Genomic DNA, 16,498 nt, shown 5'->3' on the forward strand with positions numbered 1-16,498 from the left:
CAATAAACCATCGGGGATATATCATAATGTTATTGCATAAATTTTCCGGCACCCTTGCTGTCCTGGCCATAACGGGTGGCCTTCTCTCCCAGCCTCTCAAGGCCGAAAACATTCTGTCCGAAGAAATCAGGGCGACCGCCCTTGAGCTCAAGGAAACCGCCCTCGACGCGGGTCTGGCTTACGAGCTGGACGAATCGCTGAGCACCGAAGTGGGCGCCCGCCGGGTCGGCACACCGGGCGACAAAAAAGGTGTTGAGTGGGCCGTGGCCAAAATGAAGGCGCTGGGCTTCGACAAGGTCTGGACCGAGGAAGTGACCCATGTGCTGTGGGAACGCGGCGAGATCGAGGCCGAAGTGACCGGCCCTTACCCCCATACAATGACCGCCATCGCGCTGGGCGGTTCGGTCGGCAGCCCGAAAAAGGGGATTGAGGCAGAGGTGGTGGAATTTGAAAATTTCGCCGCCCTTGAAGCCGCCGCCCCCGGCAGCCTCGACGGCAAGATCGCCTATGTGTCCTACCGTATGGAACGGAAAGTTGACGGCTCCGGTTACGGCCCGGCCGTGATCGCCCGCGGCAAGGGCGCCCTTGTCGCCGAACAGAAAGGCGCTGTGGCCTTTATCATGCGGTCGGTCGGCACCGACAATAACCGCCTGGCCCATACCGGCAGCATGAACACCGACGACGGCATCCCCGGCATCGCCGCCGCCGCCCTGTCCAATCCCGATGCGGATATCCTGTCCAACCTGATCAGGCGCGGCAAACCTGTCACCTTCAAGCTGAAGCAATCCTCCAGACGCCACGACAAAAAGGTGGTCAAGACCGCCAATGTGATCGGCGAAGTGACCGGACGGGAAAGCCCGGAGGATTATGTGATCCTTGGGTCGCATCTTGACAGCTGGGATGTGGGCACCGGCGCTGTAGATGACGGCATCGGCGTGACCATCACCATGGCGGCCGGCAAACATATCCTCGACCTGCCGCAGCGTCCGAAACGCTCCGTCCGGGTGGTGCTGTTCGGAGCCGAGGAAGTGGGTCTGGTTGGCGTAGAGCAATATCTTGAGGCCCACAAGGACGAACTGGACCATCATGTGATCGGCGCCGAATGGGACTTCGGGGTCGGCCGGATTTATGACATGAAACCGGGCGTGGGACCGGAAGCGCTGAACGTGATCCGGGAAATGGCCGAGCTGTTCGCGCCGATGGGCGTCTCCCTCAATCCGGCCAACGACGCCAAGGGCCAGTCGGACCTGAGCCTGCTGGGCGACGCCGGCATGCCCGCCGTCAATTTCAGCCCGGACGGCAGCCTTTATTTCGATTACCACCACACCGATAACGACACCTTTGACAAGGTGGACCCGGAGGCCATGAAGTTCAACACGGCGATCTACACCATGTTCACCTGGATCGCCGCCGAAAGCGGCGTGGACTTCCGGAAATAATCTGACCCCGGGGAAGCTCTCTGCGGGGCTTCTCCAGTCCTTAACTCCCGAGGCTCCAGAATGACAAAACAGACCCACCATGGCCGCTGTCATTGCGGCAACATTGACTATGACTTCCTGACGTCAACGCCTGCCACGGAGCTTGTCGTGCGGCAATGCGGCTGCAGCTATTGCCGCAAACAACCGGCCCGGCATGTAGCCGATCCCGCGGGTGAGCTGCACATTACCTATCATGATGACCGGCAGGTCACCCGCTATCGCTTCGGCCAGAAAACCGCCGACTTTATTTTCTGCGCCCGCTGCGGGGTAACCCCCTTTGTCCTGTGCGAAACGGACGGGCAGCTTTACGGTATCCTCAACGCAACACCCTTGACGAGGCGGCCCGGTTACCGGAACCACAAGGGTTGCATGATTTTGACGGCGAAGGCAGCGGCGACCGGCTGGCCCGCCGCAAGAAAAACTGGATCGGCAAGGTCGTCATCAACTCTCCACAATAAAAAAGCAGACCCGAAGGCCTGCTTTTCAATCTCTGTCTGACTTATATTTTTACCAGCCGCAGCTGCGGCCTTCATTCTGTTCATCCAGCCATTTCTGCAGCGGGGCGAAATATTCAAGCACCGCGCTGCCGTCCATCTGACGGGTGCCGGTAAAGGCCTCGAGAGCCTCCGGCCAGGGCTTGCTCTGGCCCATCTCCAGCATGGCATTGAATTTTTCGCCGACTTCCTTGTTGTTATAAATGGTGCAGCGATGCAGCGGCCCTTCGAAGCCGGCCATCTCACAGGCGGCCTTGTGGAACTGGAACTGCAGAACACGGGCAAGGAAATAACGCATATAGGGCGTATTGCCCGGAATATGATATTTGGCGCCCGGATCAAAATCGTCGGCGGCGCGTTCCACCGGCGCTTTCACACCCTGGTAATTTTCCCGCAGATCCCACCAGCCACTGTTATAGGTATCCGGGGTGAGTTCGCCGTTGAAGACTTTCCAGCGCCACTGATCAACCATCAAGCTGAAGGGCAGGAAGGCCACCTTATCCAGGGCCCGGCGCATCAACAGACCGATGTCACTCTCGGCAGACGGCACCTTGTCAATCAGCCCGATCTGTTTCAGGTAGTCTGGAGTGATGCTGAGCGCAATGGTATCACCGATGGCTTCATGGAATCCGTCATTAGCCCCGCCCTGGTACAAAATGCTCTGGTTTTTGTAGGCGCGCTGGTAATAGTTATGACCGAGCTCGTGGTGCACTGTCTCAAAATCGTCTGCGTTGATCTGGGTGCACATCTTGATACGGATGTCATCCTTGCCGTCGATGTCCCAGGCGCTGGCATGACACTGGACTTCCCGGTCCTGCGGCTTCTTGATCAGCGAGCGTTCCCAGAAGGTATCCGGCAATGGCGCAAAACCGAGGGAGGAGAAGAAATTCTCGCCGGTCTTGACCATCCGGATCTCGTCATATCCCTTGTCTTTCAGACGGGCGGTCAGGTCATAACCGATGTCGCTGCCTTCGGGCGCCACAAGGTCATAGATATTGCCCCACTCCTGAGCCCACATATTGCCAAGCAGGTGCGCCGGGATCGGCTGATCCTGAGGCACAACATCCTCGCCGTATTTTTCACCGAGCCTGGCCCGCACATAACAATGAAGTGAACTGTAAAGTGGTTTCACCTGTTCCCACATCCGATCGGCTTCGGCGCGGAAGTCGTCGGCGGGCATGTCGTACCCGGCGCGCCACATGGCGCCCACGTCCTTGTACCCAAGCTCCTTGGCCCCCTTGTTGGCAATTTCCACCATGCGGGCATATTTCTCCTTCATGGGCGGGGAAACAGTGCGCCAGCCGGTCCAGGCCTCCAGCAGTTCATCGGGATTGCGGCTTTCCGCCATCACCTTGATCAGTTCCCGGTCGTTACGGCCCCTGGGGTCCTTGCCTGTGGCATACATGGCATCCAGATCGGAGGTCAGCTGTGCCAGTTCCCTGTTTTCCGCCTCATTGGTCGGGGCCGGCAGGGTAATGCCCTGTTTCAGCAGCTCCAGCTTGCGCCGGGTATCGGGGTCCACCTCGATCTCATTGAATTTCTTGGCTTCATTGGCGAACTTCACCGCCATGGCGGTGCCTTCCGCGCTGACTTTGGCCACCAGCGCATTGCTGTCCACGGTGACAAAATTAGCCTGGATCCAGTAGGTCCGGGCGGCATAGGGATAATATTCCTCATACTCCTTTTCAACCATGGCCACAAAGGCTTTGGCGTCTTCGGAGGTAACCGCTTTTTCGGTTGTTTTTTCCTCGCTGGCGGGGCTGCAGGCTGCAAGCACCAGGGTCAGGGCGGTCGTGCCGGTCAGTAAAAATTTTCTCATCATATGCTCCTATAGTCCTCCATAAGAAAAAACGGGCACCCGTTGAGGTGCCCGCTCGTCAGCTGATTTATCAGCTTTTGTTTTTAGCGATATAGTCGTCCACCAGCTGTTCCAGAACGGACAGCGGCAAAGCCCCGCTGGTCAGCACCACGTCATGGAACTTGCCCATGTCGAACTTGTCACCCAGCGCGGTCATGGCTTTTTCCCGCAATTCGAGAATTTTCAGCATGCCGACCTTGTAGGCCAGCGCCTGACCCGGCCAGACCATATAACGTTCGATTTCGGAGACCACATCTGACATGGCCATGCCGGAGTTTTTCGCCATATAGTCAATGGCCTGTTCCCGGGTCCAGTGCTTGTAATGCATGCCGGTGTCGACCACCAGACGCACAGCCCGGAACAGTTCCGCCTGCAGACGGCCAATGTCGCTGTAGGGATCTTCCTGCAGACCAAGTTCCTTGGCCACCCGCTCTGCATAAAGGGCCCAGCCCTCCACATAGGCGGTGAAGAACATATATTTGCGGAACAGGGGCATATCCTTCAGTTCCTGGGAGATGGCGATCTGGAAATGGTGGCCTGGCACGGCCTCATGATAAGTGAGAGTGCGCATGCCGTATTTCGGGGTCGCCTTGATGTCATAAAGGTTGGCCCAGAAAATACCGGGACGGGAGCCGTCCAGGGCCGGATCGGTGTAATAGGCGCCCGGGGCGGACTTTTCACTGAATTCCGGCACCCGTCGTACTTCCACACCCATCTTCGGCTTCACATTGAAGACGTCCTGAACCCGTTCGTTCACCTCGGCAATCATTGTCCGGTAATCTTCCAGGATCTGGGCGCGGCCCGCATCATCGTCGGAATAGTAGAACCGCTCTTCCTCGGCCAGTTCCTGGATCAGGACTTCAAAGCCCTTTGAAACGTCATATCCCTCACCTTTCAGGATAGTGAGGATTTCCCCCTGGATACGGTCCACTTCAGCAAGGCCGATATTGTGGATCTGTTCCGGAGTCATGTCGGTCGTGGTCATGCTGGCGACCATGGCCTTGTAATAATTGTCGCCGTCGGGGAATTTCCAGACACCGGCATCATTTGTGGCTTTTTTGATCAGTTCCTTATGGTAATCCGTCATTTTCTTGTAAGCGGGATGAACCACGTCGCTGATGGCTGCATGCGCCCGGGTGAGAAGTTCCCCTTTTTCTTCCTCAGAAAGCTCCCCGACCCCGTCAAGCTTGGAAGCAAAGGTTACATAGAGCAGGTCCTCTTCCACAGGCGTGTTAACAGCGGTGTCACCGGTTTCAATAACCTTTTCCATCAGCACCCTGGGCAGGATAATGCCCTTGGCGGCCTGGGCCTTGATGCGCGCCAGATACTGATCGAACTGATGGCCGGTGGCGTTCAGACGGGCAATATAATCCTCGGCATCAGCCTTGCTGCCGACCGCATGAAAATTGCTGAGAAAATTGGGAAAATCGATCAGCGGGCCGCCGTTCTGGGCCTGGATGTAACCATAGTCATCATATTTATGCAGGCGCTTTGTCCGCTCCATGTCCCATGTCAGGAGTTGCTTGGACAGTTGCTGGCCTTCGCTCAGTTTGCCGTCATCATAATGTTTGAGATGTTCAAAATTTTGCATCTCCATTTTGAACATCTTGTCCCGGTGGGCCTGGGACACATCATCCAGCTTGTCATGGCGCCATTCCTTGCCCTGGGTTTCCATATAACGGGTATAGGTCAGGCCTTCCGGCGTTTCCATGATGGCTTCGTCGAAATACTCAGCAAAAAAATCGTCAATATTTTCCGGCGCCTTCTCCATGGCAAAGGCGGAAGTGGCGGTCATCAATGTGCCGATGACACCGATATAGAATGTTTTCCGTAGGAATTTGTTATGGTTGGTCATAGTAGGTAGGTCCCCTTGATCTTATGAGAAGAGTTCTTTATCGACCGAGCCTAACAGGCTATCCTGTGACCACGAAACAAAAAACGACGGATTGTATAAAAAAAGGGACGAGTGAAACTTCACCCGTCCCTGTTCAGCATAAAATTTCAGAGAAGCGATATATTACCTTACATTATGCTTTCTTGAGATAATTGTTGCAGAGGCTTTCTGCGATCTGCACGGCGTTCAGCGCCGCCCCTTTCAGCAGGTTGTCGGCCACGCACCACAGATTCAGCGTGTTCGGCTGAGACTCGTCCTCGCGGATCCGGCTGACATAAGTGGCAAATTCACCGGCTGCATCGATCGGCGTGATATAACCGCCGTCTTCCCGCTTGTCGACCACCATCAGGCCGGGGGCCGTGCGCAGGATTTCCCGGGCCTCTTTTGCACTCAGGGGTTTCTCGAATTCAATATTCACGGACTCACTGTGACCCAGGAACACCGGTACACGCACACAGGTGGCCGTGAGGCGGATTTCGGGATCCAGGATTTTCATGGTTTCCACAACCATTTTCCATTCTTCCTTGGTGTCACCGTTATCCATGAACACGTCGATATGGGGAATCACATTGAAAGCGATCTGTTTCGGATACACTTCCGCTTCAATGGGATCATTGACGAAAATCGCCCGGGTCTGTGTCCACAGTTCATCCATGGCGGCCTTGCCGCTGCCGGAGACGGACTGGTAGGTAGAGACCACCACCCGCTTGATTTTGGCGCGGTCATGCAACGGCTTCAGCGCCACCATAAGCTGGGCTGTCGAACAGTTGGGATTGGCAATGATATTTTTCCTGGTATAGCCGGCGATGGCATCGGCATTCACTTCCGGCACAATCAGCGGCACATCGGGATCCATACGGAAATGAGAGCTGTTGTCGATCACGACACAGCCCTGTTTGCCAATCTTCTCACCAAAAGCCTTGGACACGCTTCCGCCGGCGGACATCAGGGCGATATCCGTGTCGGAGAAGTCATAGTCATCCAGGCATTTGGTTTTAATGGTTCTGTCCCCGAACGTCACCTCCTGGCCAATGGACCGGCGTGACGCCAGCGGGACCAATTCGGAAATCGGGAACTGGCGCTCATGCAGAATGTTGAGCATTTCCCGACCGACATTTCCTGTCGCACCTACGACAGCGACTTTATAGGACATTCAAATTTCTCCTGACTTTCAATTCACTTACTTCAAGTTGGTGGCAATTATTTGTTCAGTTTTTCCATTTCGCGCAGGATGCTGTCACCCATGACGCTTGTAGAGACCTTGGCTTTACCCGGCTGCATGATGTCGGCAGTACGCATACCGCCTTCCAGCACGCCGTTCACTGCTTTTTCCACAAGATCCGCCTCATCAGCCAGATCAAAGGTATAACGCAGGGCCATGGCGAAGCTGAGAATGGTAGCGATCGGATTGGCCACACCCTGCCCGGCAATATCCGGGGCCGAGCCGTGCACCGGCTCGTAAACCGCACCGCCGCCTTTGACGCCAAGGGACGCACTGGGCAGCATGCCGAGCGAGCCGGTCAGCATGGCCGCCACATCGCTGAGCATATCGCCAAACAGATTGTCAGTGACAATCACATCAAACTGTTTGGGCTGACGCACCAGCTGCATGCCGCAGTTATCGGCCAGCATATGTTCCAGTTCCACATCGGGATAGTCTTTGGAGACCACTTCCACTTCCTCGCGCCACAGAAGGCCGCTTTCCATCACGTTGCATTTTTCCGTGCTGGTCACCTTGCCGCGACGTTTGCGGGCAAGATCAAAAGCCACATGGGCAATGCGGTGAATTTCGCTGGTGGTATAGACCTGGGTATTAATGCCCCGGCGTTCGCCGTTAGGCAGTGTTTCTATACCGCGCGGCTCACCGAAATAGACCCCGCCGACAAGTTCGCGAACAATCATGATATCAAGGCCGCTGACCAGTTCCGGTTTCAGGCTCGAGGCATCCACGAGCGGTTCAAAACACAGGGCCGGGCGCAGATTGGCAAACAGATCCAGTTCCTTGCGGATCCGCAAAAGACCCGCTTCCGGGCGCTTATCATAACTTGTATCAACCCACTTGGGACCGCCGACGGCGCCCAGCAGAACCGCATCCACTTCCCGGGCCCTGGCCAGCGTATCATCCGCCAGCGGCATGCCATAGGCGTCATAGGCGCAGCCGCCGATCAGGTCTTCACTGATGTCGAATTTCAGGCCACGGTTTGCCGCCAGCCAGTCAATAACCCGGCGGGCCTGCGCCATGATTTCCGGACCGATGCCGTCACCGGGCAGAATAAGAAGGGAATGTGTTTTGCTCATCGTCTTGTTACTTCCTGATGCAGTTATCGCTTACGCCTGATACAGCCACGGCTGAGAGGCTTTCTGGCGGGCTTCAAAGGCGTCAATTTTGTCTACTTTTTCCAGCGTCAGCCCGATGTCGTCGAGACCGTTCAGCAGACAATGCTGACGGAAGGGATCCACGTCAAAGCTTACCTTGCCGCCGTCCGGGCCGGTGATCTCCCGGTTTTCCAGATCGACAGTGATGATCGCATTGCTCCCCCGCTCCGCATCTTCCATCAGTTTGTCGACGATTTCCTGCGGCATTTTGATCGGCAGGATGCCGTTTTTGAAACAGTTGCCATAGAAAATATCTGCAAAGCTTGGCGCAATGATACAGCGAATACCCTGGTCGAGCAGCGCCCACGGCGCATGCTCGCGGCTGGAACCACAGCCAAAGTTTTCCCCGGCGATCAGAATTTGCGCGTTGCGGTAGGCCGGTTTGTTCAGCACAAAATCCGGATTTTCGCTACCGTCTTCATTATAGCGCATCTCTGCAAAGGCGAATTTGCCCAGACCGGTCCGTTTGATGGTCTTGAGATACTGCTTGGGGACGATCATGTCCGTATCTACGTTGATCATCGGCAGGGGGGCTGCAACACTGCTTATTTTGGTAAATTTATCCATTGTCCTGCGAGTCCTTACATTTTTGGCCTTACAATTTCCGTGAATCGGTGAGATGGCCGGTGACCGCGGCAGCGGCCGCCATGGCCGGACTGACCAGATGGGTCCGCCCCTTGTATCCCTGCCGGCCCTCAAAGTTCCGGTTAGACGTCGAGGCACAACGTTCATAGGGCTCCAGCTTGTCTGCATTCATGCCAAGACACATGGAACAGCCCGGCTCCCGCCAGTCGAAACCGGCTTCGGTCAGGATCTTGTCCAGCCCTTCTTCCTCGGCCTGGTGCTTGACCAGACCGGACCCCGGCACCACCATCGCCTGCACATGATCAGCAACCTTGCGGCCTTTGGCGATTTCAGCCGCCGCGCGAATATCCTCGATACGGCCATTGGTGCAGGATCCGATGAAAACGCGGTCCACCTTGACCTGATTCAGCGGTGTACCCGGCTCAAGACCCATATAGTCCAGCGCCCGTTCCATGGCCACCCGGCGCTCACCTTCCAGTTCCGCCGGATCAGGCACAGTCGCGGTAATCGGCAGCACGTCTTGCGGGCTTGTGCCCCAGGTCACCTGGGGAATGATATCCTCACTCTTCAGGAACACTTCCTTGTCATAGACGGCGCCGTCGTCAGTTTTCAGGGTTTTCCAGTAGGCCACAGCCTGCTCGAACGCGGCACCCTTGGGCGCATAGGTCCGGCCCCTGACATACTCAAAGGTCTTTTCGTCGGGTGCTGCCAGACCGGACCGGGCACCGGCCTCAATCGCCATATTGCACAATGTCATGCGACCTTCCATGGTCAGGCCTTCAATCACCGAACCGGTGAATTCAATCACATAGCCGGTACCCCCGGCGGTGCCGATCGTACCGATAATCGCCAGCGCCACATCCTTGGCCGATACCCCGGCCCCGAGTGTTCCGGAGACGTCAATGCGCAGGTTTTTCGCCTTGCGCAAAATCAGGGTCTGGGTGGCCATCACATGTTCTACCTCGGACGTGCCGATCCCGAAAGCCAGCGCGCCGAAGGCCCCGTGGGTGGAGGTGTGGCTGTCGCCGCAGACGATCGTCATACCCGGCAGGGTAAAACCCTGCTCCGGACCGATCACATGAACAATCCCCTGGCGAATATCCATCATGGGGATATAGTTGACCCCGAATTCCGTACAGTTTTTCTCCAGCGCATCAAGCTGGATCTTTGACTGGGGATCATTGATCACCGTTGCCCGGTCCGCGCTGGTGGGAACATTATGATCCGGCACGGCAATCATGGCATCCGGCCGGCGCAGCTTGCGACCTGCCATGCGAAGACCCTCAAAGGCCTGCGGGCTGGTTACCTCGTGAATGATCTGGCGATCGATATAAACCAGACAGTTGCCATCTTCCTGTTCATCGACAAGATGACTGTCCCAGATTTTGTCATACAGCGTTTTGGCCATTTTACTCATTCTCCAGATTTCCGGCTCCAGTTCCCAAATACCGGTTAGGGATTTTGTATAAAATCAGGCATTAAAAAAGCGGGGCTCGAAAATCGAGCCCCGCTTGTCTGGGGCTCTTTTGACGCGGCCCCGAAATCATTAATCAGATGATCGGTTATGCGTCGTCGCCTGACTTTTTAATAAGCCAGTCTTTTTTCTCAGCAATACGGGCTTTCTTGCCGCGCAGGGCGCGCAGGTAGTAAAGCTTCGCACGACGTACACGACCGCGGCGCACGACTTCAACGCTGTCCACATTGGGTGAATAAAGCGGGAATACACGCTCCACGCCTTCACCATAGGAAATTTTGCGCACGGTAAAAGAGGAATTCAGACCACGGTTGGAACGGGCAATACAGACACCTTCATAGGCCTGGATACGTTCGCGCTCGCCCTCAACAACTTTCACATTGACCTTGACGGTATCACCCGGGGCAAATTCCGGTACATCCTTGCCCTCGGTCAGTTTTGCGATCTGGTCTTGTTCAAATTTCTCTACGATATTCATTGTTCTTCTTTCAAACTTGTCCCCCAGAGGTTCCGAGCCATTTTCCTTCGGAACATACAGGGATCATTTAATAGGGGATCATCTGATCCCGGTTAATCATCTTTCGCAGGGTCCATATCATTCTTTCCGCTGCGGTGCAAATATTCTTTCCACAGGTCAGGCCTTCTTTCCCGGGTCAGTCGTTCCGACTGCTCCTGACGCCAGGCCTTTATCCTGCCGTGATGCCCGGATTGCAACACTTCCGGTATTTCACGCCCTTCCCAGACCTTGGGTCGGGTATAGTGAGGATACTCCAGCAACCCCGCCTCAAAACTCTCTTCTTCCAGGGTGTCCGGCTGCCCGATCACCCCGGGAATCAGGCGCACAACGGAATCCATCAGGGCCATTGCCGCCAGTTCTCCGCCGGAAAGTACGAAATCACCGAGGCTGATCTCCTGGATATTCCGTGCTTCCAGCACCCGCTCGTCTATGCCTTCAAAACGGCCGCAGACTAGCGTAATTCCTTTTTTTCCGGCCAGTTCCCGGGCCAGCTCCTGGTCCAGAACCCGTCCGCGGGGAGAAAGATAAACCACCGGCCAGTCTTCCTCATCCCAGTCTTCCTCTGCCACATTTCCCGGCCGGTCCGCCAGGGCGGCATCAATGGCCTCACCCAGCACATCGGCCCGCATCACCATACCCGGACCACCGCCTGCCGGCGTATCATCGACCGTATGGTGTTTGTCATGGGCGTGGTCGCGGATGTTCATCACATCCAGACGCCACAAGCCCTGATCCAGCGCCTTGCCGGCCAGCGAATGACCAAGCGGTCCCGGAAACATTTCCGGATAGAGGGTCAGGATCTGCGCCTGCCACAGGGGCTCTGTCATACCTCACCTCTCTTCATTCCTGCCACGGCCGGGTATACTCAGGCGTCCCGGTCACCGAATGATTCGCGGTCGACCACCACGAATCCATCTTCAATATTCACTTCCGGGACAAATTTCCCGGAAAAGGGATAAAGGACCGTGCCTTTTTCCCCGTCATTCAGGGCCGGGTCCAGCGCCACTTCCAGCAGGTCCCCGGCGCCGAAATTAAACACAGCATTGACCGTCCCGAAGGGGTTGCCCTGTTCATCCCTGGCTTCCAGCCCGACAAGATCCTCGTAATAGAAACTGTCGTCTTCGGCCAGGTCCGGCAGGGCCGCCTTTTTCACATAAAGCTTCTGGCCTTTGAGGGCCAGCGCCCGGTCCCGGTCGCCAATGCCTTCCAGCCGGGCAGCCACGCCCCCCTTGACGGTATGCAAAAGCTGGATTTTATGCTTCTCGCCCCGGGGGTGTTCCTCCGTAAACAGGGTCACAGGCCCGTAATCGGCAACGGAAGCAAGATCCTCGGTAAAAACCTTGAGCCGGACGTTCCCCCGGACACCCTGTGCGCCGGCAATGGCGGCAATACAGACCCAATCGGGCCCAACTGCCACCCCGGCGTTACGGGTATCCTTTTGAACAGACCGGTCAGCCATCGGTTATTCTGACTTGGCTTCTTCCTCGGCCGCAGCTTCTTCAGCCGGTGCTTCCTCGGCAGGAGCTTCTTCAGCAACAACCTCTTCAGCCGGAGCTTCAGCAGCAGTGGCTTCTGCGGCAGCTTCGGCAGCGGCAGCGGCGGCAGCTTCTTCTTTTTCTTTCTTCTCTTCAATGCGATCCAGGGCTTTCTGACCCGGCTTGCCTTTGTTCGGGTTGTTTTGGGCTTCGCGTTTCAGAATACCGGCAACATCCAGAAAACGGTGAACACGGTCGGTCGGCTGTGCGCCCTGGCCGAGCCAGTATGTCACACGCTCGGCAAGCAGAGTTACACGCTGGTCGCTGTCTTTCGGCAGCAGCGGGTTGTAGGAACCCACTTTTTCGATAAATTTACCATCACGTGGATTGCGCGAATCTGTCACGACGATACGATAATAAGGACGTTTTTTAGCACCACCGCGTGCCAGACGAATTTTCAAAGACATTGATGTCTTCCTTTCTTTATTTACTTCAATTCCAAAATTACCTGGACGGCCGGGCCGCCCCTAACTCAATTGGGCCAAAGACCTACTTGGGAAGCAGATCCTCCATACCCGGAGGCAACTGGCCGGGCAGGGACATACCCCCGCCTTTTTTACCCATTTTGCCCATTTTCTTCATCATCGTAGCCATCTGTTTCTGCATTTTGATCAGCTTGTTGATCTCCTGCACGGAAACACCGGCCCCGATGGCAATTCGTTTCTTGCGCGACGCATTAAGGAGACGCGGATCTGTGCGTTCCTTCGGCGTCATGCTGTTGATAATGGCTTCCTGGCGCGCCAGCAGCTTGTCGTCAATATTGGCGGACGCCATCTGTTTCTGCATTTTACCGAGCCCCGGCAGCATGCCAAGCACCCCGGACATGCCGCCCAGTTTCTTCATCTGGCGCAGCTGGGAGCGCAGATCGTCAAAATCGAACTGGCCCTTCTTCATCTTGCGGACCATTTTCTCGGCTTCTTCCGCCTCGATGGTCTCGGCTGCTTTCTCTACCAGGGAAACGACGTCGCCCATACCCAGAATACGGGACGCCACACGTTCCGGATGGAATTCCTCCAGGTCTTCGAGCTTCTCGCCCACACCCACGAGCTTGATCGGCTTGCCGGTCACGGCGCGCATACTGAGGGCCGCCCCGCCGCGGCCATCGCCGTCCATACGGGTCAGAACAACACCGGTCAGACCGACCTGATCACTGAACTGCTGGGCCACATTGACCGCATCCTGACCGGTCAGGGCATCGGCCACCAGCAGGGTTTCATGAGGATTGACCTCGTTGCGGATGGCAATGACTTCAGCCATCAGGCCTTGATCCACATGCAGGCGACCGGCGGTATCCAGCATGACCACATCAAAGCCCTGCAGTTTGGCCGCGGTCATCGCCCGCTTGGCGATATCCACCGGCATCTGGCCGGCAATGATCGGCAGAGTCGCCACTCCGGTCTGTTCACCGAGGATCTGCAACTGTTCCATGGCCGCCGGACGACGCACATCGAGCGAGGCCATCAGGACCTTTTTCTTTTCCCGTTCGGTCAGTCGTTTGGCGATCTTGGCTGTGGAAGTGGTTTTACCGGAACCCTGCAGGCCAACCATCAGGATCGGCACCGGCGCTGTTGCCGCCAGGCTGATGGTTTCACCCTCGCCGCCCAGCATCTCGACCAGCCTGTCATTGACAATCTTGATGACCATCTGGCCGGGCGTGACCGATTTCAGAACTTCCTGTCCGACTGCCCGTTCCCGGACCTTTTCCACAAAGTCCTTGACCACAGGCAGGGCAACGTCGGCTTCCAGAAGGGCAATACGCACTTCACGCAGGGCGGCATTGACGTCCGCCTCCTTGAGTGCTCCGCTTCTTTTCAGCTTGTCAAATATGCCGCCGAGCTTGTCGCTTAAGCTGTCAAACATTAATCCATTTCCACAAAGTAAAAACGCACCAGTGGGCGAAATCTCGCTGACTGGTGGGTATCCCACAGGTCCGTCGGGGGACACAAAATATCTTTATCCTTTCGGAATGGGCGGAAATTATGGATTTTACCCACAAGAGTCAAGCCTTAACTGCGCCCGCGCACAACTTCCTGTTTCCTGATCGGGAAAAAAATGTAATATGGACACAATTCCGCCGCAGGAGACTGTCTGACTGTCAGCCTCTGCGCTAATAAAGAAACAAAGGGAAAATGGAATTGAAAATGTCTGACTTTTTCACAAAACTTCTCGTCATCATCGGTATCGCCTCAACGGCCCCGGTCCTGTCCTCCACGGCCCAGGCCGGAATGGACAACACACCGTTTGACGGGTTTTATCTCGGACTGCGGGCGGACTATTACAAGGAAACCGCCAATGCGACCTATGAACAGATTACCGGCGACACCGACAGCGCCTTTACCGGCATTACCGGGGAAGAGTCCGGTAACGGATTCCGCGGCGGCTTTTACGGCGGTTACGGCATAAGCTTCGGGCCGGTCTATACCAGCCTGGAAGCCGGCTGGGGCCTGTCCAGCGGCGCCTCCGACGTTACCGACGGCACGGTCCAGGTCGGCATCAAGGCCAGCAACAGCTTTGACATCAACGGCCGCGTCGGCCTGCCCATTTCGGACCGTTATCTGGTCTATGTGCTGGGTGGGTATGCGGCGACAAAATTCAATACCAGCGGCTTTGCAACCAATGAAGGCGATCGGCTCAACGGCTTCCGCTACGGCGGCGGCTTCGAGATTGGCATTTTTGAAGATGTCGCCCTCAGGGTTGAATATACCCGTGCCGAATATGGCGGACTGACTATCACCCAGGGCGTTGACCGCTTTACATTTGATCCTTCCGAACAGCGGATTTCTGTCGGTATCGTCCTGCATATGGACTAAAAGGCGGACAGGTTGACCATCAGGGTTTTTAATCTCTTTCTCGGCATTGGCCTTCTGGCGCTGGTACTGGTTCTGCCAACGCCGGAGGGCATGTCCGATGTGGCCTGGAAGACGGTCGGCATCACCGCCCTGATGGCCACCTGGTGGGCAACCGAAGCACTGCCGGTCCCGGTCACCTCGCTGATGCCGCTGGTCCTGTTTCCAGCCCTTGGCGTAACCAGCATGACAGATGCCGCCGCCCCCTATGCCCGGCCGACCATTTTCCTGCTGATGGGCGGATTCATTATTGCCACCGGCCTTGCCCGCTGGAACCTGCACCGGAGGCTGGCCCTGCATATCCTGATCCGGGCCGGCAGTCACCCCGGCGCCATAATTGCCGGTTTCATGGCCGCCACAGCCCTGATCAGCATGTGGATCAGCAACACCGCCAGCGCCATCATGATGATTCCCATTGCCCTGTCACTATCCTCCGAACTGATCCATGATGACAGCAAAAGCCATCGGGGATTTGTCCTGTGCCTGATCTTAGGGATAGCCTATTCCGCCAGTGTCGGCGGTCTCGGCACTATGATCGGTACGCCCCCCAATCTTTTTGTGGTCAGTTTCATGTCCCAGAATTACGGTGTGGAAATCAGCTTTCTGACCTGGATGATGTTCGGCATCCCCACCGTCATCCTGATGGTGCCGGTGGTCTGGCTGGTGCTGACCAAATGGGCTTATCCCTTTGATCTGCACGACCTGCCGGCCGCCGAGGATATTTTCCGTCAGGAACTGGCCGCCATGGGCCGCATGACCACGCCGGAAATGAGACTGTCCTTTACCTTTGCCATGGTCGCCTTTTTCTGGATCAGCCGGAAATACCTGCAGGATGAACTGGGACTTTTCCCCTGGCTCAATGACAGCCTGATTGCCGTGATCGGCGCCATTCTTATGTTTGTCATTCCGTCCGGCAGTAAAAATGAAAAAGGCACCGCCCTGCTGGACTGGGAGACCGCCATCACCATTCCCTGGGGCGTCCTGCTGCTGTTCGGCGGCGGCCTCAGCCTGGCGGCAGCCGTCAGTTCTTCCGGGCTGGCCCTGTGGCTGGGAACGGCGCTTTCCGGCCTGACCACCCTGCATCTGTTCCTGCTGGTCACCATTCTCATCAGCATGGTCATTTTTCTCACCGAACTGACCAGCAATACGGCCACCGTGGCCACCCTGCTGCCGGTACTCGGGGCGCTGGCCGCGGCCGGAAATTTCGATCCGATGATGTTGTTTGTGCCGGCGGCACTGGCCGGAAGCTGCGCCTTCATGCTGCCGGTGGCGACAGCGCCCAACGCGGTGATCTATTCCACCGGCAAGGTACGCATTCCGGAAATGGTCAATGCCGGCTTCCGCCTCAATCTGGTCGGCATCATTGTCCTGAGCCCGCTCTGCTATCTGCTGGTGCCGATCATCTTCGGATGATTTTCGGCTGTTTCCCCCAGATCACCTC

The 16,498-nt window shown here is 56.5% G+C and carries 15 protein-coding genes; 4 read left to right on the forward strand and 11 right to left on the reverse strand.

Going from position 1 to position 16,498, the window contains the following annotated elements; all coding sequences use genetic code 11:
- The first annotated feature begins 26 nt into the window (after positions 1–26).
- Both ACORNT_RS03120 and ACORNT_RS03125 read left to right on the forward strand, forming a co-directional pair.
- Positions 27–1,439, forward strand: a complete 1,413-nt coding sequence (locus tag ACORNT_RS03120) for a M28 family peptidase (RefSeq protein WP_321395263.1) — start codon at positions 27–29, stop codon at positions 1,437–1,439.
- Between the two features lie 60 nt (positions 1,440–1,499).
- Complete coding sequence (locus ACORNT_RS03125; RefSeq protein WP_321395265.1) at positions 1,500–1,976, forward strand: hypothetical protein; 477 nt, start codon at positions 1,500–1,502, stop codon at positions 1,974–1,976.
- A 9-nt stretch (positions 1,977–1,985) separates the two neighbouring features.
- Here ACORNT_RS03125 and ACORNT_RS03130 read toward each other — a convergent pair whose 3' ends face one another.
- The 11 genes from ACORNT_RS03130 to ffh all read right to left on the reverse strand — a co-directional run bounded on the left by ACORNT_RS03130 (position 1,986) and on the right by ffh (position 14,071).
- On the reverse strand, positions 1,986–3,794 hold the full coding sequence (locus ACORNT_RS03130; protein ID WP_321395267.1) for a M2 family metallopeptidase: 1,809 nt from the start codon (positions 3,792–3,794) through the stop codon (positions 1,986–1,988).
- Positions 3,795–3,861: 67 nt separating this feature from the next.
- Positions 3,862–5,685: a DUF885 domain-containing protein gene (locus ACORNT_RS03135; protein ID WP_321395269.1), complete on the reverse strand. Its 1,824-nt coding sequence runs from the start codon at positions 5,683–5,685 to the stop codon at positions 3,862–3,864.
- Between the two features lie 172 nt (positions 5,686–5,857).
- On the reverse strand, positions 5,858–6,877 hold the full coding sequence (locus ACORNT_RS03140) for an aspartate-semialdehyde dehydrogenase (protein WP_321395271.1): 1,020 nt from the start codon (positions 6,875–6,877) through the stop codon (positions 5,858–5,860).
- A 47-nt stretch (positions 6,878–6,924) separates the two neighbouring features.
- The gene (gene leuB / locus ACORNT_RS03145; protein WP_321395273.1) at positions 6,925–8,022 is read right to left on the reverse strand and encodes a 3-isopropylmalate dehydrogenase; all 1,098 of its coding nucleotides are present in this window, start codon (positions 8,020–8,022) and stop codon (positions 6,925–6,927) included.
- A gap of 30 nt (positions 8,023–8,052) precedes the next feature.
- Complete coding sequence (leuD, locus tag ACORNT_RS03150; RefSeq protein WP_321395275.1) at positions 8,053–8,667, reverse strand: 3-isopropylmalate dehydratase small subunit; 615 nt, start codon at positions 8,665–8,667, stop codon at positions 8,053–8,055.
- A 28-nt stretch (positions 8,668–8,695) separates the two neighbouring features.
- Positions 8,696–10,102 (reverse strand): 3-isopropylmalate dehydratase large subunit, encoded by a 1,407-nt coding sequence (gene leuC, locus ACORNT_RS03155; RefSeq protein ID WP_420717515.1) that lies wholly within the window; start codon positions 10,100–10,102, stop codon positions 8,696–8,698.
- A gap of 145 nt (positions 10,103–10,247) precedes the next feature.
- Positions 10,248–10,637, reverse strand: coding sequence for a 50S ribosomal protein L19 (gene rplS / locus ACORNT_RS03160; RefSeq protein ID WP_321395279.1), 390 nt, complete (start codon positions 10,635–10,637; stop codon positions 10,248–10,250).
- Between the two features lie 92 nt (positions 10,638–10,729).
- A complete protein-coding gene (gene trmD / locus ACORNT_RS03165; protein ID WP_321395281.1) occupies positions 10,730–11,503 on the reverse strand; it encodes a tRNA (guanosine(37)-N1)-methyltransferase TrmD in 774 nt (257 codons plus the stop codon).
- A 38-nt stretch (positions 11,504–11,541) separates the two neighbouring features.
- Entirely contained in the window at positions 11,542–12,135 is a 594-nt protein-coding gene (rimM, locus tag ACORNT_RS03170; RefSeq protein ID WP_321395283.1) for a ribosome maturation factor RimM, read from the reverse strand.
- Positions 12,136–12,138: 3 nt separating this feature from the next.
- The gene (rpsP, locus tag ACORNT_RS03175) at positions 12,139–12,618 is read right to left on the reverse strand and encodes a 30S ribosomal protein S16 (RefSeq protein ID WP_420717516.1); all 480 of its coding nucleotides are present in this window, start codon (positions 12,616–12,618) and stop codon (positions 12,139–12,141) included.
- 82 nt (positions 12,619–12,700) lie between these two features.
- A complete protein-coding gene (gene ffh, locus ACORNT_RS03180) occupies positions 12,701–14,071 on the reverse strand; it encodes a signal recognition particle protein (RefSeq protein ID WP_321395285.1) in 1,371 nt (456 codons plus the stop codon).
- A 281-nt stretch (positions 14,072–14,352) separates the two neighbouring features.
- Between ffh and ACORNT_RS03185 the strand changes: the two genes are divergently transcribed.
- Positions 14,353–15,021 carry an outer membrane protein gene (locus ACORNT_RS03185; protein ID WP_321395287.1) on the forward strand — a complete coding sequence of 223 codons (669 nt, stop codon included), beginning with the start codon at positions 14,353–14,355 and terminating at the stop codon, positions 15,019–15,021.
- Positions 15,022–15,033: 12 nt separating this feature from the next.
- The gene (locus tag ACORNT_RS03190) at positions 15,034–16,470 is read left to right on the forward strand and encodes a DASS family sodium-coupled anion symporter (RefSeq protein WP_321395289.1); all 1,437 of its coding nucleotides are present in this window, start codon (positions 15,034–15,036) and stop codon (positions 16,468–16,470) included.
- The last annotated feature ends 28 nt before the right edge of the window (positions 16,471–16,498 follow it).

The sequence above is a fragment of the Emcibacter sp. genome (assembly GCF_963675455.1).
Taxonomy (GTDB): Bacteria; Pseudomonadota; Alphaproteobacteria; order Sphingomonadales; family Emcibacteraceae; genus Emcibacter.